Annotated in this window: 12 protein-coding genes; 8 read left to right on the plus strand and 4 right to left on the minus strand. The window is 74.1% G+C overall.

All coding sequences use genetic code 11. The features are described from left to right. Nucleotides 1-16: 16 nt before the first annotated feature. Together MB828_RS31385 and MB828_RS31390 are read right to left on the minus strand one after the other, a co-directional pair. Nucleotides 17-1,747, minus strand: coding sequence for a SpoIIE family protein phosphatase (locus tag MB828_RS31385; protein WP_301651124.1), 1,731 nt, complete (start codon nucleotides 1,745-1,747; stop codon nucleotides 17-19). Nucleotides 1,748-1,898: 151 nt separating this feature from the next. Further along, nucleotides 1,899-2,978, minus strand: a complete 1,080-nt coding sequence (locus MB828_RS31390) for a hypothetical protein (RefSeq protein WP_301651125.1) — start codon at nucleotides 2,976-2,978, stop codon at nucleotides 1,899-1,901. 201 nt (nucleotides 2,979-3,179) lie between these two features. Between MB828_RS31390 and MB828_RS31395 the strand changes: the two genes are divergently transcribed. Next, a complete protein-coding gene (locus tag MB828_RS31395) occupies nucleotides 3,180-4,559 on the plus strand; it encodes an RNA polymerase subunit sigma-70 (RefSeq protein ID WP_301651126.1) in 1,380 nt (459 codons plus the stop codon). Nucleotides 4,560-4,689: 130 nt separating this feature from the next. Beyond that, a complete protein-coding gene (locus MB828_RS31400) occupies nucleotides 4,690-5,457 on the plus strand; it encodes an SDR family NAD(P)-dependent oxidoreductase (protein ID WP_301651127.1) in 768 nt (255 codons plus the stop codon). Nucleotides 5,458-5,752: 295 nt separating this feature from the next. Here MB828_RS31400 and MB828_RS31405 read toward each other — a convergent pair whose 3' ends face one another. Together MB828_RS31405 and MB828_RS31410 are read right to left on the minus strand one after the other, a co-directional pair. Further along, nucleotides 5,753-8,683, minus strand: a complete 2,931-nt coding sequence (locus MB828_RS31405; protein ID WP_301651128.1) for an ATP-binding protein — start codon at nucleotides 8,681-8,683, stop codon at nucleotides 5,753-5,755. Nucleotides 8,684-9,161: 478 nt separating this feature from the next. Beyond that, nucleotides 9,162-9,926: an SDR family oxidoreductase gene (locus MB828_RS31410; RefSeq protein WP_301651129.1), complete on the minus strand. Its 765-nt coding sequence runs from the start codon at nucleotides 9,924-9,926 to the stop codon at nucleotides 9,162-9,164. A gap of 459 nt (nucleotides 9,927-10,385) precedes the next feature. On the opposite strand from MB828_RS31410, the gene MB828_RS31415 reads away from it, so the two are divergent. The 6 genes from MB828_RS31415 (at nucleotide 10,386) to MB828_RS31440 (ending at nucleotide 23,211) form a co-directional block, all read left to right on the plus strand. Then, nucleotides 10,386-12,311 carry a hypothetical protein gene (locus MB828_RS31415; RefSeq protein WP_301651130.1) on the plus strand — a complete coding sequence of 642 codons (1,926 nt, stop codon included), beginning with the start codon at nucleotides 10,386-10,388 and terminating at the stop codon, nucleotides 12,309-12,311. 97 nt (nucleotides 12,312-12,408) lie between these two features. Beyond that, nucleotides 12,409-13,695 (plus strand): hypothetical protein, encoded by a 1,287-nt coding sequence (locus tag MB828_RS31420; protein ID WP_301651131.1) that lies wholly within the window; start codon nucleotides 12,409-12,411, stop codon nucleotides 13,693-13,695. A 29-nt stretch (nucleotides 13,696-13,724) separates the two neighbouring features. Beyond that, a complete protein-coding gene (locus tag MB828_RS31425) occupies nucleotides 13,725-16,313 on the plus strand; it encodes a hypothetical protein (protein WP_301651132.1) in 2,589 nt (862 codons plus the stop codon). 105 nt (nucleotides 16,314-16,418) lie between these two features. After that, a complete protein-coding gene (locus MB828_RS31430; RefSeq protein WP_301651133.1) occupies nucleotides 16,419-18,002 on the plus strand; it encodes a VWA domain-containing protein in 1,584 nt (527 codons plus the stop codon). Nucleotides 18,003-18,013: 11 nt separating this feature from the next. Next, on the plus strand, nucleotides 18,014-19,966 hold the full coding sequence (locus MB828_RS31435) for a PQQ-binding-like beta-propeller repeat protein (RefSeq protein ID WP_301651134.1): 1,953 nt from the start codon (nucleotides 18,014-18,016) through the stop codon (nucleotides 19,964-19,966). A gap of 113 nt (nucleotides 19,967-20,079) precedes the next feature. Next, the gene (locus tag MB828_RS31440; RefSeq protein ID WP_301651135.1) at nucleotides 20,080-23,211 is read left to right on the plus strand and encodes an FG-GAP repeat domain-containing protein; all 3,132 of its coding nucleotides are present in this window, start codon (nucleotides 20,080-20,082) and stop codon (nucleotides 23,209-23,211) included. Nucleotides 23,212-23,302 lie beyond the last annotated feature (91 nt).

Raw genomic sequence — 23,302 nt, forward strand, 5'->3', positions numbered from 1 at the left:
GGCGAGCGCTGTCCCCTCAGACTTTCGATCCCGGGGGAGCCAGGGAGATGGCTGTGTCAGGTGACCAACCCGGTACGTACCGCACGGCCAGCAGGGCCACGTCGTCGTCGTTGTTCGGCGGGCGGGCCCGCGCCAGCAACTCGTCGGTGAAGGACTCCAGGGAGCGACGGGACAAGGCCGCGGCGTGCCGGCGCAGGCGTTCCAGGCCCTCGTCCAGGGTGTGGCCCGGAGACTCGATCAGGCCGTCGGTGTAGAGGAGCAGGGTCGCCCCGGGCGGCACTTCCGCCGTCGCGTCGGGACGGACCTGTTCCGGTGTGACGCCCAGGAGGATCCCGTGGCCGTCGGTCAGAAAGCGGGCCACACCCTCTTGGGTGACCAACAGGGGAGGCGGATGGCCCGCGTTGGTCCAGGACAGCTCGCAGCGGCCGTCGGCGTTCTCACTCATGCGGGCGAAGACCAGCGTGGCCATGGAGACCTCGGCGATGTGCAGCGTCGCCTGGTCGAGCCATTCCACGATCTTGCTCGGCGGCCGCTGCTGGGACACGGCGTAGGCCCGGAGCATGTTGCGCAGCTGGGCCATGCCGGCCGCGGCCTCCAGGTCGTGGCCGACGACGTCCCCCACGGCCAGGGCGGTGGCGCCGTCCGTGAGGGTGAACGCGTCGTACCAGTCGCCGCCGACGTGGGAGGCGTCCGGCGCGGGCAGGTAGCGGGCGGTCATGCTGCGGCCGGGTGTACGCGGGAGCTTCGGCAGCAGATGGCGCTGCATGGTCTCGGCGACCTGGCGCTGGCGCTGGTAGAGGCGGGCGTTCTCCAGCGCGAGGCTGGCGCGTCGGGCGATGTCCTCCAGCAGGGCGGTCTCGGCCGCGGTGAACCGCTCGGGCTGGTCGGCCCGGCCCAGGGTGAGGGCGCCCATCACGCTGTGCAGGCTGCGGAGGGGGACCACGATGGCCGAGTGCATGCCGGTCGCCTCGAACAGGCGCCGCTGCTCCACCGCGATGCCGGAGTCGGGCGGGCCCTGATAGGTCTCGGGACCGGCGAAGGAGGACGCGACGCCGCGCAGCGCGCGGGACAGGGGCATCGGGGACTCCTGCGGTATCGGCGGCATGGGCCCCTGGAGGTCCTCCCGGAAGGCCACGGTGCCGTCCTCGGCGTGGGCGACCGCGAAGCGCCACACCTCGTCCCGCTCGCCGATCAGGTCGATGACGGTCCAGTCGGCGATGCGCGGCACCACGAGGCGGATCAGGCGGCGCAGCGCCTCGTGGATGTCCAGGGTGGAGGTGAGCAGGGTGGTCGTCTCGGCGAGGAGAGCGAGCCGTTCCAGTTCGGAGAGCCGTCCGCCGACCGGCGGACGCCGCGCGGAGGGCCCGGGGCGTCCTGTGGAGTGGAAGAGGAGGAGCGTGGCCGGCCGGCGACTGCCCAGGTCGTAGGGGGTGCCCAGCCATCCCACCGGCAGCAGGGTGCCGTCTCCACGCTCGAACCACTCGTCCTCACCCTGCTGGGTCCGCCCGTCGAGCAGGCTCTCCCGCAGCCGGCACTGGGCCCTCGGCACGGGGTCCCCGTGGCTGGTGCGGTGCAGCAGGTCATGGGCGTCCCGGCCGACCAGATCAGCGGCGGGGCGGGCCAGGAGTTGTTCGCCGCGCGTGTTGACCGCGACGATCAAGCCTTGCTCGTCCGTCAGGTAAGCACCCGTCCCGAGGGCCTCCAGAACTCGGGCAACCGGCCCCTGGGGGCCATCCAGGCCCATCATCCCTGCCTCCCGTCACCGGAGAAACCGCCTGGGCCATCCCTGCGGTCCGAGTACCCCAGGGCACACACGTGACCCTCACGGCACCGGCGAGGACGGGCACCCCGGCCACTCGGCCTGGACCGGCACCCTTCCGCAGGGAGAGGCGAAGGGGTCAGGTCTTGAGGTCGGTCTTGTAGAAGATGGTCGACCGGAACTGGGCGGGGAGGTCGCTGTCGTACTTGCTGGAGAAGCCGAATGCCAGCTGGGGCCCGGTCGGAGAGCGGTAGACCGCGATTCCCTGCGGTTCCCGGCCGGGGAGGAGGGTGTCACCGGCGTGGGTCGGGAAGACCTCCTTGACCGAGCTTCCGACGTCGTTCATGTCGAGCGTGACCAGGTAGGACGGCACGGCCGGATCCGTGGTCTTCTCCGGATGGCCGCCGTAGAGGAGGTAGGCGTACTGACCGTAGGCGGTCACACCCTGGAAGTCGTCCTTGTCGGTGAGGCCGATCTCGCTGTTGCTCGGGAGTGCGCGGGCGGCGAGGCGGGGCGGTTTGTCGTCGACGAAGCCCTTGCTGAGGACGCCGGGGAGGTCGAAGAGCGCGAGGCGCCACGGGCTGGTGGTTCCCATGTACCGCAGGAGGATCCGGTTGTTGTAGGGATCGATGGCCGGTCTCGGGCAGTCGTGGAAGTCGGACAGGAGGATCGGGAACTTCCGGACCGCCGAGTTCGAGTAGCTGAGGTCGCCGCCGTCGACGTACTTGAAACGGGCGATGGTGTGGCTGTTGGGCTTGCTGTCGGGGTCCTCGGGATGCAGATCTCGCCAGTCGCCCGGGACCCACATGTACGGGGATCCGTAGGTGTCCGGCTCGATGGCTATGTTCGAGCCGTGGTCGAAGCCGTGGATGGCCATGGCGCCCAGGATCTGACCGGTCATGTCGGTCCTGGTCACCCAGAGATCGCCGTTCTCGCTGCCGACCTTCGTCTGCACGTAGTAGATGTGGCCGTAGACGTGGTCGAAGGCAAAGGACTGCATCGCCCAGTAGGGCTGGTGGAGCGGGATGTTCACGAAGAACTTCCCGCCGTTCCCGCCGAGATCGAAGCGCTGCGACGCGCCCACGTCAGCGGACGCCGGCTGAGCCGCGAACACGGAAAGGCCGCCGCTCACGGCGGCGGCCGCCATGCCCGTACCGGTCCGGAGGAGTGTGCGACGACTGACGGCGGATGCCCCGCTGTCCTCGGTCTTCTCGCGCAACTGCGTCACCCTCTACTGATCGTTCAGCCGATGTGGTGCTTCGCGATCACGCTAGCCCGCGGAACGGCAGGCGTCCATGAGGTTAATTCCCTTGCGGACAGGCGCGGTTGAGGCAAGGTCCGCGGGGCGGTGGTCGTGTGGTCGTGTGGTCGTGGTGGTGAGTGGGTCCCGCGTGACGGGCGGCGGCTCTAGCGTGGGGGCATGACGGTGACGTGTCAGGTCTGTGGGGGACCGATCGAGGGTGGTGGTGGGCCGGGGCGGGTGGCGTCGTACTGCTCGCAGGCGTGCCGTCAGCGGGCCTACCGGGAGCGGCGGCGGCCTGCCGGCGTGCCCGCGCGGGAGCTGGTCTCCGACATCGGGGAGCGCCTGGCGCGGCTGCGGCTGGAACCCGGGCTCGTGTTCCACGCCGATGTCGAGGCGCTGTCGACCCGGTTCGCGCAGTTGCGGCGCCTCGCGCGCGAAGCCCGCGAAGGACGCGAAGCCCGCGAAGCACGTGAAGGCCGTGAATCGCGTGACGCCCGTGACGTTCGTCAGGACTCCGGGGCGGCGGCCGCTGTCGTCGAGGGTACGGAATTCGTCACGCCTTCCGGTGTGACGAATTCGCGGGAGGACGCCTTCACCGGTCTCGTCGAAGGGCACCGGCGGGAGCTGCGGGTGCACTGCTACCGGCTGCTCGGCTCGTACGACGAGGCAGAGGACCTCACCCAGGAAGCCTTCCTGCGAGCCTGGCGGGCCCGGGAGACGCTGGAGGGCGTCGACAACACGCGCGCCTGGCTGTACAAGATCGCCACCAATCTCTGCCTCGACTTCCTGCGGAAGCACAACCGGCGGCCCGCGCCCTATGAACCGGTGCCGGGCATGGACTCCGGAGCCGGGCCGCCGCCTCCGCGTCTGCCGTGGTTGCAGCCGTTTCCCGACGACCAGTTGCCCGAGACGCCCGCGTCCCAGCCCGCCCCCGACGAACGGGCCGTGGCGGGCGAGACGCTGGAACTGGTCTTCCTGACCGCCATCCAGCATCTCCCGCCGCGCCAGCGGGCCGCGGTGATCCTCCGCGATGTCGCCGGATGGTCGGCGCAGGAGACCGCCGACCTGCTGGACTCCAGCCTGGCCTCGGCGAACAGCGCAGTGCAGCGCGGAAGGTCGGCACTCCGGCAGGCGCTGCCGGGCCGGCGTGAGGACTGGTCGGCCGATCCGCCCAGCGCCGAGGACCTGGCTCTGCTCCAGCGTTACATGGACGCGGCCGCCCGCGCCGACATCGACGCCATGACCGAGCTCGTACGGGAGGACGCGGTGCTCACCATGCCGCCGAACCCGTTCTGGTTCACCTCCCGCGACGCGCTCTTCGCGTTCGTACGGCCGAACCTCGACCCGGCGTCACCGATGTTCGCCGGGCACTGGCGGCACCTGCCCGTGCGCGCCAACGGCCAGCCGGCGGTCGCCGGTTACCTGCAACGTCCGGGGACCAGCGTCTTCAGGGCCCAACTCATCGACGTACTGCGGGTGGAGGAGGGCCGGATCGCCCAGATCACCACCTTCGAACCCCATCTGTTCGCGGCGTTCGGGCTGCCGATGACGCTCTGATGCGCCGTGGGACCAAGGCGGTGAGGGCGGGCTCGCGGCGGGTCCGGCGGGCGCCGATGAGTTTTCCCGGCCGGCGCGTCCTATGGGTGACGGGCGCACACGGCGCCCCGGTCGGAGGAGTCGAAGAACCATGCTGAAGGACAAGGTCGCGATCGTCTACGGCGGAGCGGGTTCCCTCGGTGCGGGAGTCGCGAGGGCGTACACGCAGGCGGGGGCGCGGGTGTTCCTCGTCGGCCGTACGGAGGCCACGCTGCGGAAGGTCGCCGCCGAGACCGGCGCCGAGTACGACGTCCTCGACGCCCGTGCCGAAGACGCCGTCGAGGCCCACGCGACGGCGGTCGTCGAGCGGGCGGGACGGATCGACATCTCGCTCAACCTCGTCCCGCGCGGGGACTTCCAGGGCGTCCCGCTGACCGAGATGTCGGTCGAGGACTACACGCGGCCGGTCGTCCAGGGCATCGCCTGCCAGTTCATCACCGCCCGTGCCGCGGCACGCCGGATGACCGCACAGGGCTCGGGCGTGATCCTCTCCCTGGACAGCGCCTCCGGCAACGGCAGCCCGATGATGGGCGGCACCGCCGCGGCCGACGGCGCGATCGACGCGCTGATCCGCCAGTTCGCCCAGGAGGTCGGCCCGGCGGGCGTACGCGTCTGCGGGATCTGGACCGCCGGTGTCACCGACAGCCTCACCCCCGAGAAGCTCGCCGCCGCCGGTGCGCCGGGCATGGACGAGGCCGCGGTCCAGGGCATCCGCTCCCACCTGGACGGGCTGCGGATGACGAAGCGCTCGCCGCGGATCGCCGACATCGCCGCGCTGGCGACGTTCCTCGCCTCCGACGCCGGAGCCGCCATCACCGGCACCTGGATCAACGCGACCGCCGGCATGTTCCCCAGCTGACAGACCACCCCGGCCATCACGGCTCACCGCCCGATCAACACGGCTCACCGTCCGGTCGTCACCGCCGATGGTGCGGCCATTCGGCTCGCCGTCCGGCCATCACGGCTCGTGCCGCGTCGCCTCGGCCGGTCGTTCGGTAATCACGGCTCATGGTTCGGCTGCCCGCTCACCGTCCCGTCATCACGTCTCGTGGTTCGGACAGCTCGGCTCGCCGTCCACGGAGCCCGCGTGGCGCCGGGCCGGCCGAGCCGGTCCGTGGCTCACGGGTCACGGGTGACGGGCCGCGGGTCAGGGGTCACGAGAGCGTGTCGGGGGTCCAGTGGTGGGTCAGTTTCTTGGTGAGTGGGGCGGGGAGGCCCAGCAGGCGCAGGGCTTCGGGGAGCGTGGCCGCCGCGGTGACCGTGGACACGGCGGCCTGCCCGGCCTGCCGGTACCGGGTCCGGGCCTCGGTGTGGTCGCCGCGTGCCTCGGCGGTCCGGCCCAGGCCGGCCAGCGTACGGACGCGGTTGGCGGCCCCTTTCACCCCGTGCGGGTCGAGGTGTTCCAGCGCCTGGGCGTACAGGTCCTCCGCGGTGGTCCGGTCCCCCTCCGACAGGGCGATGTCACCCAGTCCGCGCAGGGCCGCCGACAGGGCGCCGGTGCCGCCGGCACGGCGGGCGAACCCGGCCGCCCGCGCGTAGTCGGCCTGTGCCGCCGCCGGATCGGCGTCGATCCGCAGGTCCCCCCGGTTGACCAGGAGGTCGGCACAGTCCTCCAGGGCGTCCAGCTCTTCGGCGAGGGTGAGCGCCTCGTCGGTGAGCGCGACCGCCGTGCGCGGCTCCCCCCGGGTGCGCGCGACGCCCGCGAGCGCGTCCAGTACCAGCGCGGCACCCCAACGATCGCCCAGCGCGCGGAACCCACCGGCCGCCGTGCCGAAGGCCCGTTCGGCTTCGGCCAGGTCGCCGTCGCCGAGGGCGCCGAAGCCGGTCACGTACTGGGCGGCGGCCCTGACCCACGGTTCCGCGCTGTCACGCTGCGCGGAGACGAGGGCGAAGGCCCCCTGCGCGTCCCCCTCGCGCGTCGCGTTGTGCGTCATCCACAGCAGCAGGGCGGCAGGGTGCCGTCCCGTCCGGCCGTCCGACCACGCCGCGGTCAGTGCCTCGCCCGCCGCCGCCCGGTGCCGGCGCCACACGTCCCGGCCGGCCGTTCCGGACGCGGCGACCAGCACGCAGACCGCGTACTCCTCGCCCAGCCCGGCCGGAGGCGGGTCGCCCAGGGCGTCGAGGACGGTGCGGGCCGGTGACGCCAGGGTGCCGGCCGCGCCGCGGATCCACAGGTACGCCGAGGCAGCGGCGATCAGTGCCAGGGCCGTTCCGGTCTCCTGCGCCCCGGCCGCCCAGCGCACGGCCGCCGTCAGATCGGGCTGTTCCGCCGTGAGCGCCGGCAGCAGGTCCAGCTGCTCGGCGCGGCGCAGCCCGGGGCCGGCGGTGCGCAGCAGCTCCAGCAGCGTCTCGGCATGGACGCACCGCACCGGCTCCGTCTCACCCGCGGCTTCCAGCTGCTCGGCGCCGTAGGCACGGATCGTCTCCAGCATGCGGAAGCGGCCGCCCGACCACTCCAGCAGCGACTTCTCGGCGAGCGAGTGCAGGGTCTCCTCGTCCGTGTCGCAGACCCGCAGCGCGGACGCCGTACTCGCCCCGCCGACGAACACCGAGAAGCGCCGGGCGGCCCGTTGCTCCCGCTCCGGCAGCAGGTCCCAGCTCCAGCCGACCACCGAGCGCAGCGTCCGGTGCCTGGACTCGGGCGTGCGACTGCCCCGCTCGGTCACACCGAGCCGGTCGTGCAGCCGGGCCGAGAGCTCCGCCGGCGTCAGGGTGCGCAGCCTGGCCGCGGCCAGCTCGATGGCCAGCGGCAGGTTGTCCAGGGCGGCGCAGACACTCCGTACGGTCCCGGGGTCGGCGGTGAACGCCCGGCGCGCGGCTCTGGCCCGGTCGGTGAGGAGTTCCGCGGCAGCGGCGTCGTCGAGCGGTCGTACGGGGTGGAGGTGTTCGCCGATGACGGCGAGCGGTTCGCGGCTCGTCGCCAGCACCCGCAGGCGCGGGCAGGCGGCCAGCAGGTGTGCCGCCAGTACGGCCGTCTCCTCCACCAGGTGCTCGCAGTTGTCCAGCACGAGCAGCAGCTCCCGGCCGGACAGCGCGGTGACCAGGCGGTCCAGCGGTCCCTGGGCACCGGCCGCCAGGTGCAGCCCGCTCTCCCGCAGGCCCAGGGCGACCAGGAGGGCCCCGGGCAGCACGGCGGCGTCCCGGACGGCGGCCAGTGCCACGAAGCAGACCTCCGCGTCGGCCGTCCTCGCCACCTCCGCGGACAACCGCGTCTTGCCGACGCCTCCCGGGCCGGTCAGGGTCACCAGCCGTGCTGTCGCGAGGAGTTGCCGGACCTCGGTCACCTCGTCGGCGCGGCCGACGAACGCGGTGAGCGCGGCCGGCGGGGCGGCGAGGGCGGGGGCCGGGTCGGCGCGCAGCAACTCGGCGTGGAGGGAGGTCAGTTCGGCGGACGGGTCGGCGCCGAGCTCGTCGGCGAGATGGCGCCTGACCTTCTCGAAGACGACCAGTGCCTCGGCCTGGGCGCCGTTCGCGTGCAACGCCCGTATCAGCAACCCGGCGAGCCGTTCGCGCAGTGGATGACGATCGACGAGCTCGCGTAACTCGGCGACGGCGGACCGGTGTTCGCCGAGGCTCAGCTCGGCCTCGAGCCGGTCCTCGAGCACGGTCAGCCGCAGTTCGTCCAGCCGTACGGCGGCCGCGCGGGCCGACGCGCTGTCGGCGAGGTCGGCGAGCGCCGGGCCCCGCCACAGCCGAAGTGCCTGACGCAGCAGCGGCAGGGCCGCTCGGGCGTCACCGTCGGCGAGTGCCGAACGGCCGTCCCGCGCCAGCCGTTCGAACCGTCCGGCGTCCGTGTCCTCGGCGCTGACGGCGATCCGGTAGCCGGTCCCGGTCCGTTCGATCGCCGCGGTGTCACCAAGGGCCGAGCGCAGCCGGGACACCTGCGACTGGATCGCGTGGGCCGACAGCGCGGCGCCTTCCGGTCCGCCGGACGGGATGTCGTCCGCCAGCCGGTCCGTCGGGACGACCTCGCCGGGGGTGACGAGCAGCAGCGCCAGCAGTGCGCGGCGGGCCGGCCCGCCCAGGGGGACCTGCGCACCGTCGTCGTCCCACGCCTGCGTCCCGCCGAGGATTCCGAAGCGCATGCGGGTGATTATCCACGCGCCCGCCTGCCCGCACAGGACGGGCGGCCGGCCGGCGGACGAGGCCCGCAAGGAACGGCTGACCAGGCCGGGGCAGGACCGGAACGGCGCACCGGACGGCCGGAGAACACGGGCACCTGACGGGCGGACGCCGGGGGTGCGGGGTAGTGAGAAGACGGCCCCGCACGGTCGAGCGACGACACCGGACGCCCGGCCACCACGGGCGCCCACCGGGGGCGCTCACCGCGGGCGTTCGGCGCGGGCGTTCGGCGGGCGGGCATTGTGGGCGTTCGGCCACCGCAGGCACCCGGCGGTCGGGCACCGTGGGCGTCCGGCGGTCGGGCACCGTGGGCGTCCGGCGGTCGGGCACCGTGGGCGCCCGGCGGTCGGGCACCGTGGGCGTCCGGCGTTCGGGCACCGCGGGTGCCCGGTGGTCGGGCACCGCGGGCGTCCGGTGGCCGGTCGGCGGGTCTCCGGGCGGTCAGGCGATTGGGCCGAGGTAGGTGCCGCCGGAGACGTCGATGGTGCGGCCGGTGATCCAGCGTCCGCCGGGGCCCGCCAGGAAGCCGATGACGTCGGCGACATCCTCGGGCTCCCCGAGGCGGCCCAGTGCGGTGATCGCCTCCAGCCCGGCGACCACTTCGGGGATCGAGGTGTAGCCGGCGGTCAGATCGGTGCGCACCGCGCCCGGTGCGACCGTGTTCACCGTGATGCCGCGCCGGCCGAGTTCGTTGGCGAGCGACGGCGCCAGCGACTCGACCGCGGCCTTGGTGACGGTGTAGCCGATCTGCGTGGAGACGGCGAACCGGCTGGCGGTGGAACCCACGGTGATGACGCGTCCGCCGTCGTTCAGCAGCGGCAGCGCCCGCTGGATCACGAAGAACGGCGCGGTGACGTTGACCGCCAGCAGCCTGTCCCACTCGTCCGCGCTCACCTGGGAGATCGAACTCGTCGACGAGATGCCCGCGTTGTTGACCAGGATGTCCAGCCCGCGCCCCGCGAGTCCGTCGGTCAGACCCTGGAACAGCCTGTCCACCGCGCCCTCCTCCCCGAACCGGGCCCGGACGGTGAAGGCCCGGCCGCCGGCCTCCTCGATCCGCGTCACGGTCTCCTTGGCCGCGTCGTCGTTGCCGCCGTAGTGGACCGCGACCAGTGCTCCCGCCGCGGCCAGCCGCAGCGCCACCGCCCGGCCGATGCCCCGCGAACCGCCGGTCACCAGTGCCGTCCTGCCTGCCAGTTCAGCCATCGTCCGCTCCTCGCTCGGAGACCGGCCCACTGCGGGCCGGCGATGGCCCCACACTGGCGGCGCCGGCTCACCGCCCGCTCACCGCGCGCTCACCGGGCACGGCAGCGGCACCGTCAGCGTCCCCCCTCCAGAGGCCGCCCAGCAGACGGAGAGCGGATGGCCGGCGGTTCGCCAATGTTTCGCCACCGCGCCCTGCGGTCCCGGGCGGGGCCGACGGCTACTTTGGGGCTGGGGCCGTTCGCAGATTCGGTCGATTTCCGCTTCCATACGCCTTCGGGAAAATCGCCGAAATCTCCAGCGGTGGCTGAATTTCGTGTATCTTCACGACCGTCACACAAATCGCATCATAGCGTATTCGTGCATTTGTGCGCCCCCTGAATCCGGCGGGGCGTCGTTCGTTCGATTTATGTGTGGGCAGGGCGTTCCGCGCACCGCGGTCCGTTCTGCCCTGGGGGGCACGTGAGAACGCAGCAGGGAAATGAGGGGTCCGGCCGTGACGACACCCTGACCGCCGCCGCCCGGGTGGTGGGGGCGCTGGGCGCGCCGGGGGCGGCCGCGACCGAACCGGGGTGCGAGCAGGCGTTTGAACGGGTCGAACAGTTGGTCAGGGAGCAGTTGGCCGAGGTCGGCCGGCATCCGCCCGAGCACTGGCGGGCGGCGCTGCGGAAGGTCCGCGAGGAGGAGCGGCGGCACCTTCCGCCGGCGGGACGGGGGTGGCTCGCCACCGCACTCGCCGGCGGGGAAATGGCGGCGGCGACTTTCCTGGAATTCGGCTGCGAGAAAATAAGGGTCAGCCGGATCACGGGTGACACGGGTGACGCTTTTCCGAGCAGTGACGTCCTTTTCGAAGCGGAGTGGCGCGCCTCTCAGCCCGGTGACGCCTCTCAGCCCGGTGACGCCTCTCCGGCCGGTGGTGCCCCTCAGCCCGGTGGTGCCTCTTCCCCCGGAGCGGGAGACCGAGCGGGCGGCCGAATACGACGCCTTTTCGAGCTGGCGTCCGGGAAACCCACGGCCGAGGAGATCGGCCGGCCGCTGGGCCTGACCCTGGACCGGGCCCTGCGGCGGCTGCCGGAGCCCCCGGACCGCGGGGACACCCCGGTCGTCGTCGCCGTACGCGCGGCCGGCTGGACCTGCCTGGAGCGCGCCGTCGAACGGCTCGCTCCCCGCACCCCCCTGCTGTGGCTGCGTCTCCCGGCCGGATGGCCGGCCGGCGGCCCCGACGACCTGCTCGCCCCGACCCCGCTGCGCCGGACCCTGTGGTTCGCCGCCGCGCACGTGCAGCCGTCCACGGGAGCGGTCCAGGTGGTGCGGCAGCCGCTGTTCCCGGCGGGCAGCACGGCCACCGTGCCGGGCGCGCGGTCCGCCGGGCCGCTCGCCGAGGTGCGGGTGCGGGCCCCGTCCGACGGCGGGGAACAGCCGCGCGCCTGTGCCGTCGTCGTCACGGGAGCCCCCGAGGACGCCCCCGCCGACTGGCAGGCCGTCCGGGCCGACCGGCTGCTGCTCCCGGCGGCGGGACCGGCGACCCTGCGCTACCGGCTCGACGGGCCCGGCCGGGTCCGGCTCCTGTACGACGGCGGGCACCGGCCCGAGTCCACCGCCTGGAGCACGCTCGTCGACAGGCTGCCGCGCCGGCTCGCGCCACCGCTCCCGCTCGACCTCGTCCTGGCCGTGGAGACCGCGGTCCGCCGCCGGCAGGGCGCGGCCCAGCTGGCCACCCGCGTCCGCCGGGCGAAGGCCGTCGTCGAGGCGGTACGGGACGGCAGCCGCCACCCGGAGTCGCTGCGGGTCGCGCTCATCGGCTACCGGGACCACCTGCCGCTGGCCGGCCCCGGCGACACCAGCCCCCTGCACTACCGGACGGGCTTCCACCCCGTCACCGCGGCGCTGCGGATCCTGGACGAGTGGGAGCCCTCCCCGCTGCACCACGACTTCGCCACCGGCCTCGAACACGTCCCGTACGAACTGCGCTCCTGGCAGGACCGGTGGCGCCCCGGCAGCCTGCGCGGCCTGATCGTGGTCGGCTCGCGCCCGCCGCATCCGCACAGCCGCCCACCGCAGGCGGTGCGCAGGCGGGCCCCCGTGCGGGTCTGCCCGGACCGGCTGGACTGGGGGGCCACGCTGAGCCGGCTCCGCCACGAGCAGCGGCTCCACTGTCTGGCCCTGGTGGACGAGCCGGACTGGATGGACGACGACGGCGAACCGCTCGTGGCCCGCTGGGCCCGCCAGGCCTGGGCCCACATCGGCACCCAGGGCTGTTTCGACGCGCACGAGGACCCGCGGCGGGTGGTCACGGGCCTGCTGCCCGACACCCGCTCCGGGACGGACGAGGCCGGACCCTCGGGGCTCGCGCTGGCGGCGGGACGCCCGGAGAGCTGGCTGCCGTGAACGCCGCCGAGGCGCCGAACAAGGCGGTACAGCAGAACAAAACAGAACAAAGTGGATCAAGTTTTGCCAGGCTGAATCAGCCGAACCAGGGGGAGACATGAACGACCAGGACGACGTCACCGAGTCCGGGCCGCGGCAGAGCGGGCGCAGTCGCGCGGACAGTGGCCGCAAGAGCCTCTATGCCGCGTTCGAACAGCGCCCCGCGCTGCCCGGCCCCGTGCCGGCGCCCGCCCCGCCGCCGACGACCTTCCCCGTGCAGGAGGACGCGCGGGCGGCCGACGGCGCGGACCAGGCGGCCCCCTCGCTGCCCCGCACCCGGCCGGGACCGGGCGGGGAGCCGTCGGTGAAGTGGCCCGAGGCGGGCGGGGAGACCGCCGAGCCGCCGCTCGCCGAGGAGACCGAACCGGGCGGGCCCACCATCACGCTGTGGGGCGGCATCGGCAGCGGCAAGTCCACCCTGCTGGCCGCGCTCACCCGGGCGCTGATGGACCCCGTGTACGGCTCGTGGAACGTGTTTCCCGAGGACCACTCGTCCAAGCAGTACCTCAGCGACCTCGCCCACACCTTCTACCGTGAACGCGTCTTCCCCAGCGCCACCCAGGACGAGCAGCTGCCCGTCCGGCTGACGCTGGTCGGGGACGTCGGCGGCACCCCCTACGCGAGCAGGACGGCCGGCAGACGGCGGTGGCGCCGGGGCGGGCAGCCCGCCAGGGACGTGCTCGAGTTCCGGGTCTCCCTGCGGGACATGCCGGGCGAGGCCTTCGACCTGCGCTCCGACATGGGCGCCCTGATGGGGCCGCGGCTCGTCACCGACCTGGCCGACTCACGGGCCATGGTGTACGTCCTCGACGCGGCCCGCGAGTGGCGGGTCAACGGCGCGGACGGGCCCGTGGACGAGGACGAGCGGCAGAGCGCCGACTTCTTCACCGAGGTGCTGGACGGGGTGGCGACCGAGATCGCCATCCGCGGGCAGCGCGACGGGCACCGGCTGCCGCACAGCATCGCGGTCTGCCTGGCCAAGTTCGACGACGACGACGTGTTCCGGTTCGCCTGCGAGCACGGCAACGTACGGCTCAACCCGCGCACCGGCCAGCCCGAGGCCATCGACGCCAAACGGCTCTTCGACGACCTGTGCGACCGCTTCCCGCACGGCAGCCTCGGCGAGATCAGGAACCAGATCGGCCGCTACTTCGTGCCCGAGCGCGTCGGCTACTTCGTGTGCAGCGCCGTCGGCTTCTGGGTCGACCCGGACCGGGGCTTCGACTTCGACAACCCCTCGCTGGTCAACGCCGTCGACGACAAGGTCCGGTTCGTGGCCCCGCCCCGGCCGGTCAACGTCATGGAGCCCTTCCTGTTCCTGCGCGGCCTGTCCCGGCAGCGATGACGTCCCGAGCGAGAGAGGGAGGTCCGCCCATGTCGTCCGACGGCGCCGGGCTGACCGCGGGCTGGGCGGTCTGGGGCAAGCGCCCCCACAGCCCGCAGGGTTTCCAGGTGATGGCGGCCTGGCCGCCGGAGTGGAACAGCTACTACACCAGGGCGGTCCAGCACTGGTCCCCGGGCACCCCCTCGCCCGCCGACCGGCTGCCCTGGGTCACGGTCGGCCCCAGCACGAACCCGGACCACCGGCTGTCCCTCGGGGTCTTCGTCCTCGACCGGACCGAGACCGCCGACGTGCACAGCCGGCCGATCAACCACGTCACCCACTTCTGGGTCCCCTACGAGGAGGCGGCCGGCCACGGCCTCGGCTGGAGCGCGCTGGCCCGCGCCGCGCTGGCCGGCCGGACCGGGCTGTCCCGGATCGCCGCGGGCGGTGAGTCCGGCGCGCTGCACGGCCCCGTACGCCTGCCGCTGTCCGCCGACGAGCACCTGATGAACGGCTTCGACGAGGAGTTCGTCTCCGCCAGCGACCCCCTGCTGCACTGGCACGCGGCGGTCGCCGCCCTGCTGCTGGACGGGCCGGTGGTGGTGACCGGCGCCCCGGACGACGACCCGCTGGAACGGCTGCGGCTGCTCGACAACATCGCGGCGATGCTGCCGTACGCGCTGCGCACCTGTCTGTCGGCCGCCACCGCCACCTCCTCCGGCGCCAACCACCGCATCCGCCTGTCCTGGGGACGCTCCGCCCCCGGCCGGGACTGTGTGCCCTGGGGCGGCGCGGTGGGCGTCGAGCGGTTGTCAGCCGTGGCGCGCCAGTACCACGACCTGCTGATCCACGCCTGGGAGTCCCGGGGCGGCCACACGGTCCTGGACCATCTGGCGCGCTGCACGGCCCTGCCCGAGGGCGCGCACGCGGGCCTGCCGACGGCCCAGCAGGCGCACCGGCTGCTGTGCGCCATGGACCACGAACTCCACGTCGAGGCCGAGGTGTTGCGGGGTGGCCCGGTGGCCGACGACGTGGTCGACGGGTTCCTGCGCGATCCGCGGACCAACCCCAGGACCGGCAGCATGATGGCCCGGGCGAAGCTGTCCGGGACCTCCACCGACCTGTCGTTGCTGCCGCCGTACCTGAGCGATCCCCAGGTGGCGGACTCGCTCCTGAAGCGGCTGCGCGAGGACCTGCGCACCGGGCCTCTCTCCTCCGTGCAGGAGAAGGTCAGCAGCCTGTTGCGGGCCACCCGCGTGGAGGGCACCAACCTCGACGTCGTCGACCGCGCCCTCGCCGTCCTCGTGGACCCTGGCGACGGACCCGGCGAGGACGTCGACGTCACGGCCACCCTGGGTCTGCTGCCGTCGCTGGAGCCGTTCCCGCCCGGCACCATGCCCCTCGCCCGGGGTGCGGTGGCCGCCCGGCCCGAGCTGACCTGGATCCTGCTGGAGGGCGCGGCCGGCACCCCGGAGCCCGCCCGCTCGGTCCGCCGCTGGCTGGAGTGGCTGGGTACCGGCGCCGGCGACGAACTGGCCCTGCTGTACGACCTGTTGCGGCCGGACACCACCGTCTGGCAGCCGCAGTCCGCGCGGTGGGCCGCCAAGCACCCGGACGGGGCCGCGCGGCTGCTGGGCCTCGGCGTCGCCTGTGGACGCGGCGACACCCTGCTGACCTCGTCGTTCTTCGACGATCTGAGTGACGCGCTGGGGCCCGGCGGACCAGGCCGGGTGCTGCGCCTGCGCGGTCCGCGCACCGGGCCGGAGGGGCTGCGGGCCACCCTGGCCGCAGGACCGCGCGCCGCCCTCGGCCTGGCCGCGCGGGCCCGCTGGGACCTGCTGTGCGCGCTGGCCGGCGAGGCGCCGAGCGCGCTGCCGGACGACGCCGGGACGCTGACCAGACCGGAGGTGGACCGCTATGCCGACACGCTGAAACAGCACCTGGACGCACTGTCCCAGCACCGGCGCAGGCCCGCCGCGAAGACCCTGCTGCGATGCCTGCTGCGTTTCGACCCCGCCACCGGGCGCCGCCCGGGAGCGGCGGCGCGGGCCGTGGCCGAACGCCTGGTGCAGGAACCGACGGACGCCGCCCTGCGGGGCATCACCGCCGAGGCCGTCTCCGACCTGCTGGCGGCGCCCGGCTGGCGGGCCCGGGGCGAGGAGGCCGCCTGGCTGGACCGGCTGGCGCAGTGCGTACCGCAGATCGGCGGCACGCTGCGCCTGTACGCCCTGGGCGAGGCGGCCCGGGACGGCGCGCTGAGCGCCGAGGAGTTCGGCAGGCGGCTGCGTTCGGCCCGGTGCGCGGGCGCGACCCGGGCCCAGCTCTGCGGTCCCCTGGCCGCCTGGGCGGACGGCCGGCCGAGCCCCGGGACGGCGGTGCTGGAGCTGCTGGACGCCTACCGGGAGGCCTACCGGCAACAGGGCGACCCGGCCGGCCCGGAGCAACGGGCGCTGCTGGAGAAGGAGTTGTGGGGGCGGCTCGGGGGGCGGCTGTGGACCGCGTACTTCGAGGCGGCCGACGCCCACCTGCTGGACCAGGAGGAGAGCGCCACGGACGCCATCCGCCGCAACGAGCAGCTGCGCGAGGAGGTCAGGCGCCGTCGGCAGGCGCTCAGGGCCCTGCACTTCACCCGCCGCTGAGCGCCCCGCCGGCGCCCCCGTCCGTCCCCGGACCACCCGCCCTGCCAGGGGCGTTCACCACCCGTGAGTCCCGACCGGGCCCCGCCCAGGAAGAGTTGGCACGTCATGATCACCTCTGTTCCGTCCGCGCCGCGGGTACGCGCGAGCGCCACGGCCCTGTTCCTCGCCGCCGCGCTGCTCCTCGGCGCCCGCGGGTCCGCGTCGGCCGACGACGCGTCCGCGGTGCCGTCACCCGACGACATCTGCCGTTCCCTGCACGTCGACGACGTGCCCGCCTCGTACGTCGTCCTGGTCGACACCTCGTCCTCGATGCAGGACCGCGGCCCCGACGGCGCCACCCAGTACGACACCGTGAAGAAGCGGCTGCGGACGTTCCTCGCGGGACTCGCGCCCTCGGACCAGGTGGCGCTGGTCTCCTTCGGGCGCTCCGTCGGGGTCGTCCACCCGCTGGGCCCGGCGGCCGGCGCGCGGAACGCCGTCGACGACCTGCCCGCGCGGGCCACGGAGACCGCGAGCGACCCCGGCAGCGCCCTGGAGGCCGCCGCCGACCAGCTGCGCGACAGCCGTACGCCCGTCGCGGCGGTGCTGCTGCTCACCGACGGCGCGGTCAACGCCCCGGACAGCGACTACGCCGAACTGGGCTCGCCGAGCTGGCGCAGGCTCGGCGCCCGCTACCGCGCGCTGGGCGCGGACCGCACGGTGGTCGGCTACGGGCTGCCGCTCGCCGACGACACGCACGTCTCCGACATCCTGGGCGCGGTCGTGGCGACGCCACGCATCCTCCCGGTCGGTGCGGCCGCCCTGGGCACGCAGCTGAACAGCGCCAAGGACCGGGTGCGGACCGACAAGGCGGTCCGCGCCCTGCGCGACGACGCCGGCGCGGGGGTACGGCTGGCCGTGACCGACGGCACCTCAGGCACCGGCACCGGCACGCTCGACCTCGGCACCGGCGACCGCGAGGGCGCACGGCGGCAGACGGTACGGCTCACCGTCACCTCCACCGCCCGTCACGTGCCCCTGCGGGTCCGGCTGCGCGCCGGGACCGACGGCGGCGGTCCGGCCGTGACCTCGGTCGGACTGCCGGACCGGGCCGTCACCCTGGCGCCGGGTGAGCGGCGCAGCTACCGGCTCACCCTGCTCTGGCACCAGGACCCGCGGGCCGCCCTCGCCCCCGCCACCGAGGACTTCGAGACCGGACTGGCCGTCTCCGCGGAGGTGACGTCGCCGTGGACGCCCACGGTCCGCGGGGCACTGGGCTACCCCGGGTTCCGGCTCGCCGCCGCCGCTCCGGCGCGGGTACGGCTGCACGGCCAGGTGCCCGGCACGCCGCCCGGGTGGCTGTACCCGGCGCTGACCGTACTGGTGCTCGGCGGGATCCTGGCGGGAGCGCTGGTGTACCGGCGGCGCAACCCGCTGCTGTCCGGGACGCTCGTCGTCACGGACCTGCGCTCGGGCGACCGGGTCCACCATGCGCTGGGCGGGCGTCTTTTCACGAAGGACGTCGAGGTCGCCCAGGTGCGCGCCCGGGTCAAGGTGCGCGGCCGGGCCGGGCGCGGGGTGCTGGCCGTGGAGTGCGTACGGGAACCCCTGCGTGCCAACGCGCCCCGCCTCGCCGACAGCGGGGAGTGCGAACTCGGCAAGTCGACCGTCCTGTGCGGGATCGGCTTCTCCCACACCTCCGACCGGTGACGGGAGCGCAGGTGAACCCCTCCGCGCCGGTGGTCCCGCAGCCGCGTCCCGCCCCGATCGTCGCCCTGGAGCGGTCCGATCCCGCCGAGGCCGCCGGGTTCCGGCTGCTGGGCCGGCTGGCCACCGGCGGCTTCGGTCACATCTACCTCGGCAGACGGGCGGTCGACCATGCCGTGGACCCGGGTGGCGACCCGTACACGCTGGCGGCGGTGAAACTGCTCAAGCAGGAGTACTCCGGCAACGCCCAGCACCTCCAGCGCTTCCACCAGGAGAGCAAGGCGCTGCTGCGGGGGGCCGGCGCCCGCATCCCCGAACTGCTGTCCTTCGAGTTCGACGCGGGCCGGCCGCCCGCCATCGCCACCCGGTTCATCCCCGGGCCCTCCCTGCACCAGGTGATGGCGGTGCACGGCGGAGCGCTGCCGGCCGAGACCGGTTACGGGGTCGGGGCCGACCTGGTCGACACCCTGCTCGCGGCCCACGACCAGGGGGTGTGGCACCGCGACCTGCACCCGGGGAACGTGCTGCTGACGGCGGACGGGCCGTGGATCATCGACTTCGGCCTGACCCGGATCCGCGGCCAGCAGCTGACCCGCCCCCTCGACCAGGCCTTCGGCAACCCCCACTACTGCGCGCCGGAACAGCTGGGGGGCCTGGCCGAGACGGACGCGGCCACCGACGTCTTCGGGATCGCGGCGGTCCTGCTGTACCTGCTGACCGGACACGCGCCCTACCCGGGACCGCGGGCCCCCGCCGGGCGGCCGGCGGACCTGTCCGGGCTGCCGCGGGGCCGGGCGGCGCGAGCGGTCGCCGCCTGTCTCGCCGTACGCGCCGGCGACCGGCCCTCGCTCGGCGAACTGCGCTCGGCGCTCGGCGAGGCCGGCGCCCTCGCACTGCCGTCCGGGGTCCGGCGGGAACTGGACGCCCACCGCACCCGGCTGACGGAGTTCCTGCGTGCCGCGGACAACGAGGCCGACCTCACCGTGCCGTTCCGGCCGGGCCGCCGCAGCTGGAGCCGACGGGTGGGGGAGTGGGCGCACGCGCTCGTGGCCGTAGGGGACGACACGGTGGTGACCGCCGACGGCGCGGGCCGGCTGCACTGGCTGCACCCGGGGACGGGCGCGGTGCAGCGCACCGACGTCGGGTTCCGGCCGCCGGTGCGGCTGTGCGCGGGGGAGCGGGTGATCCTCGTCCGGGACGCCGCCGGGCGGCTGGAGGCGTGGGACACCGTCTCCCGGACGCGCCGCTGGTCGGTGCCGGAGCCGGAGGACCGGGTGGCGGCTCCGGCGCTGCTGCACGGCCGCAACGTGCTGCTCGGCGACGCCGGGGGGAGGGTCCACCACTTCGACGCCGACACCCGCCGCGTGTGGTGGCGGGGGGAGCCGCTGCCGGACACCACCGCGCTGGCGGTCGGCCGGCAGCGGGTGTACGCGCTCATCGACCACGGACTGCGGTTGCACGCCCTCGACGACGAGGACGGCAGGACGGCCTGGCAGGCGCCCCTCGCGCTGCGGGCGCCGGTGCGGGCGGCACCCCTGCCGGAGCCGGACGCGGTGTACCTCGCCGACACGCGGGGCGCGCTGTACTGCGTGGCGGCGGCCGACGGCACGCTGCGCTGGCGGGTACGGCTGGGGGCACCGGTCGTCGCCGCGCCGGTGCGGGTGGGGGACACGGTGATCGTCGGCGACACGGCCGGGGTGGTGCACGCCCGCGACCTCGCCACGGGGGCGGAGCGGTGGCGGAGCGCCGGTCCGGGAGGGGACGAGGTCTTCGCGCTGTGCGCCACCGGGACCACCGTGGTGTGGGGCGGCTGGCAGGGACGCCTGCATGTCGTGGACGGCCTGGCGGGCACCTCGCTCCAGAGTTTCGACATGCGCGGCCAGGTCCTCGCCCTGGCCCCCGCCCCCGCACAGGGCGCCGTGTACGCGGCGACGACGAGCGGCGAGGTGCACGGCGTACCCCTGTGACCAGGGGGAGACCCGGTCCCGTGAGCGTCCCCGCGCACCACCCGTTGGTAAGAGTCGGGTAAGATCCGGCCACTTGTGCGAGGGGCGGACCCTCGTGGGGGAGGGAACATCACGTGGGCAGACACGCCCTGGGACGGGGCGGGCCTGCCGCCGCCGTCTCCTCGCTCGTGGTCGCCGTCGTGGCCGCGTCCGTCGTCGTCCTGGCGGAGGGCGGCGGCTCCGCGGAGGCGACCGAGGCCGACACCACCGCGGTCACCCTGGTCGACCCGAGTTCCGGCACACCGCGCACCGACCGCCCGTACGTCGCGGGCGACACCGGGTTCCTGCACCGGCAGACCGGCAGGACCGGGATGCTGTGGAGCGACTACGCGACCGGCAGGACCGTCACCGTCGAGAACGCCGCCGGCGTCTACACCCCGGGCACGGGCTGCACGAGCATCGGCTCCGCGTGCCGTACGGCCTGGTACGGCTCGGACGGTGACCTGGTCGCGCTGCCGGCCACGGCCAACGACGCGTACGCCACCCTGTGGGACCCGGCGACGGCCACCTCGGAGAAGGTGAGCTGGAACGGGTCGACCGCGTACGGCCAGGGCTACTACCGGGCCCTCGCCGGCGACACGATCGTCACCACCAACTCCCTGATCGACGAGGCCGACGGCGCCGACGGCGGGTGGCGCACCCGCAAGGTCACCGGCGACGCGACGAACGTCGGGACCGAGGACGTGCTCGCCGCGGACTCCGCCGGCGTGTTCGTGGCGGAGCGCACCTTCGGCACGCTCCACTACATCGACATCGCGTCGGCCGTGAGCACCACCCTGTTCCCCGACGCCCCCGACGCCGGGCGCTACGTGATGAGCGAGGACCGCGTCGGCTGGTACCAGCCCGGCACCGCCGAACTGCACCTGAAGTCCCGCACCGACCTCACCGCCGCCGAGCGGGTCGTCACGCTGCCCGCCAACCCGGGCGCGCTCGACGGCGACCCGGTCCTGGCCGGCCACTGGCTGCTGCTGCCGCTGTCCTCCGACGCGCTCGGCTCCCGGCTGCTCGCGGTCGACGTCGACGATCCCTCGGTGCAGCGGACCGTGCTGGCGAGCGCCGGCGCCTACACGCTGGCGGCGGGCGACGGCAGCGCGCTGGTCACCGGCGGCACCGACGCCACCGACTGGTGGGTGCGGCGGGTCGGCGCAGCCGCCGACGGCACGCCGGAGCTCACGAAGGTCCAGCAGTCCCCGGCGATCGAGAACGCCAAGACGGGCATCGCGCTCAGCCGCGGCAGCCTGCGGGTCGCCGAGGACGACCCGGACGCCACCGCGGACACCACGTCCGTGCGCACCCTCACCACCGACGGCTCCGGCTCGCTGACCGCGTCCGAGGCCACCGCGAGCCGCTCGATCCACCAGGCCCTCTGCCCGTACGAGGGCACCACGTGCACGGCGCTGTGGGGGAACCTCGACGCCCGGGACGTCTACCTCGACGCGAACGGCGGCACCGACGAGGGCGAGAGCCTCGGCGACGACCGGCTGGTGGAGGTCGGCGGCCACTACCTCGACTTCGGCGGCCAGGGCGGCCACATCGTCGACGTCTCCGACAACTACGCCGTCTTCGACTCCGGCGGCAGCGCCCCGGCGCAGTACGTCGGCGAGTTCGACCAGGGCCAGAAGCTGAAGCGGTCCGTGCGCGCCGCCGCCCTGAACGGCTCCACCCTGTGGAGTGCCACCACCAGCGCGGGCAGGCTGACCTCGTACAGCATCCCGCTGGCGAAGACGCTCACCACGGTGACCGTCCCGGGGCTGGCCTGCGTGCCGAGCGAACTCCAGGCGGCGGGCCGCTGGGTGTACTGGGCCTGCGGGACGGACTCGGCGGGCGTGTACGACACGAAGGCCGGTACGGCGAGGGCGGTCGTCCCCGGTGACGTGCTGCTCGGCGACGGCTTCACCGTCCGCCACGACCACGGCACGGGCACGCTGGTGCTCACCGAGGCGGCCACCGGCACCACCCGTACGATCGCCTCCGGCCTGGCCGGCAAGGGCCTGACCGTGGACCGCCGTTACCGGTGGACGGTCGACGAGTACACCGGCCTGGTCGGCTGGTTCGACGACTACGAGCGCACCCACGTCACCACCACGGGCATCGCCCCGTCCGCCGTGACGGCCTTCGAGACGTCGGTCGGCGACTACGTGGCCCCGGGGGCGCCCTACCAGGGCTCCTGGGTGTTGTCCCGTCCGGTCACCTCCTGGTCGCTCACCTTCACCTCGGTCCAGAGCGGCGCGAACGGCAAGGTCACCCACACCCTCACCGGCGGCACGACCCCGGCGCGGGTGACGGCGACCTGGAACGGGCGGACGGCGGGCGGGGGTTACTTCCCCAACGGCCACTTCACCTGGACGCTGCGGGCGACCGGCCTCGGCACCACCACGCTCAACACCGTGACCAGCGGCGACGGCTTCCTGCAACGCGGGGCCGCGGTGCGCCGCGACTTCGTCAGCCCCGACGGTCCGGACGGCCGCGGCGACCTGCTCACCCTGAACTCCTCGGGCGGCCTGACCTTCCACAGCGGCACGGGGACCGGGAAGTTCGGCGACAGGTACACGGGCACCGGCTGGCCGACGACCGTCATGGCGGTCCCCTTCGGCGACCTCAGCGGCGACCGCTGCAACGACGTCCTGGTCCGCTACAACAGCGGTGCGCTGCGGCTGTACAAGCCGGGCTGCGGTGCGCCGGTCAAGCCGTCGACGTCGTACACGAGCCTCGGGACCAGCGGCTGGACGCAGTACAACGTGCTCACCTCACCCGGTGACGTGAGCGGGGACGGCCGCCCCGACCTGATCGCGCGGAACTCGGCCACCGGAGCGGTCTACCTCTACAAGGGCACCAGCACCGGCAAGCTCTCCGCCCGGGTCAAGCTGTACGACAACTGGAAGGGCTACAAGAAGATCGTCGGCGTCGGCGACATCACCGGCGACGGCAGGGCGGACCTCCTGGCCCAGGACACGTCCGGCAACCTCTACCGGTACAACGGCAAGGGCGACGGCACCTTCGCGGCCCGCGCCAAGGTGTTCTCGAACTGGGGCGGTTCGTACAACGCGGTCGTCGGGGTCGGTGACATCAACGACGACGGCAGGGCGGACCTGGTCTCCCGCGACACCGGCGGCAAGCTGTGGCGCAACAACGGCGACGGCAAGGGCTCGTTCGGCGCGCGGACCCAGATCGCGACCGGCTGGAGCGGCTACCGGTCCCTCTCGTAGGTCCGCCGGGGAAGGGCGTGGCTACGGCCGCCCGGGTGGCGCCCGCGTGCGTCGCGCGTGGCTGGGCGGCCGTAGCCGGTCCGGTTTGATG

The organism is Streptomyces arenae (assembly GCF_022343545.1).
GTDB classification, from domain to species: domain Bacteria; phylum Actinomycetota; class Actinomycetes; order Streptomycetales; family Streptomycetaceae; genus Streptomyces; species Streptomyces humi.

Coding starts and splice junctions, on each gene's coding strand:
- MB828_RS31385 (WP_301651124.1), bottom strand. CDS start 1,747: ATGATGGGCCTGGATGGCCCCCAGGGGCCGGTTGCCCGAGTTCTGGAG.
- MB828_RS31395 (WP_301651126.1), top strand. CDS start 3,180: ATGACGGTGACGTGTCAGGTCTGTGGGGGACCGATCGAGGGTGGTGGT.
- MB828_RS31400 (WP_301651127.1), top strand. CDS start 4,690: ATGCTGAAGGACAAGGTCGCGATCGTCTACGGCGGAGCGGGTTCCCTC.
- MB828_RS31405 (WP_301651128.1), bottom strand. CDS start 8,683: ATGCGCTTCGGAATCCTCGGCGGGACGCAGGCGTGGGACGACGACGGT.
- MB828_RS31410 (WP_301651129.1), bottom strand. CDS start 9,926: ATGGCTGAACTGGCAGGCAGGACGGCACTGGTGACCGGCGGTTCGCGG.
- MB828_RS31420 (WP_301651131.1), top strand. CDS start 12,409: ATGAACGACCAGGACGACGTCACCGAGTCCGGGCCGCGGCAGAGCGGG.
- MB828_RS31425 (WP_301651132.1), top strand. CDS start 13,725: ATGTCGTCCGACGGCGCCGGGCTGACCGCGGGCTGGGCGGTCTGGGGC.
- MB828_RS31430 (WP_301651133.1), top strand. CDS start 16,419: ATGATCACCTCTGTTCCGTCCGCGCCGCGGGTACGCGCGAGCGCCACG.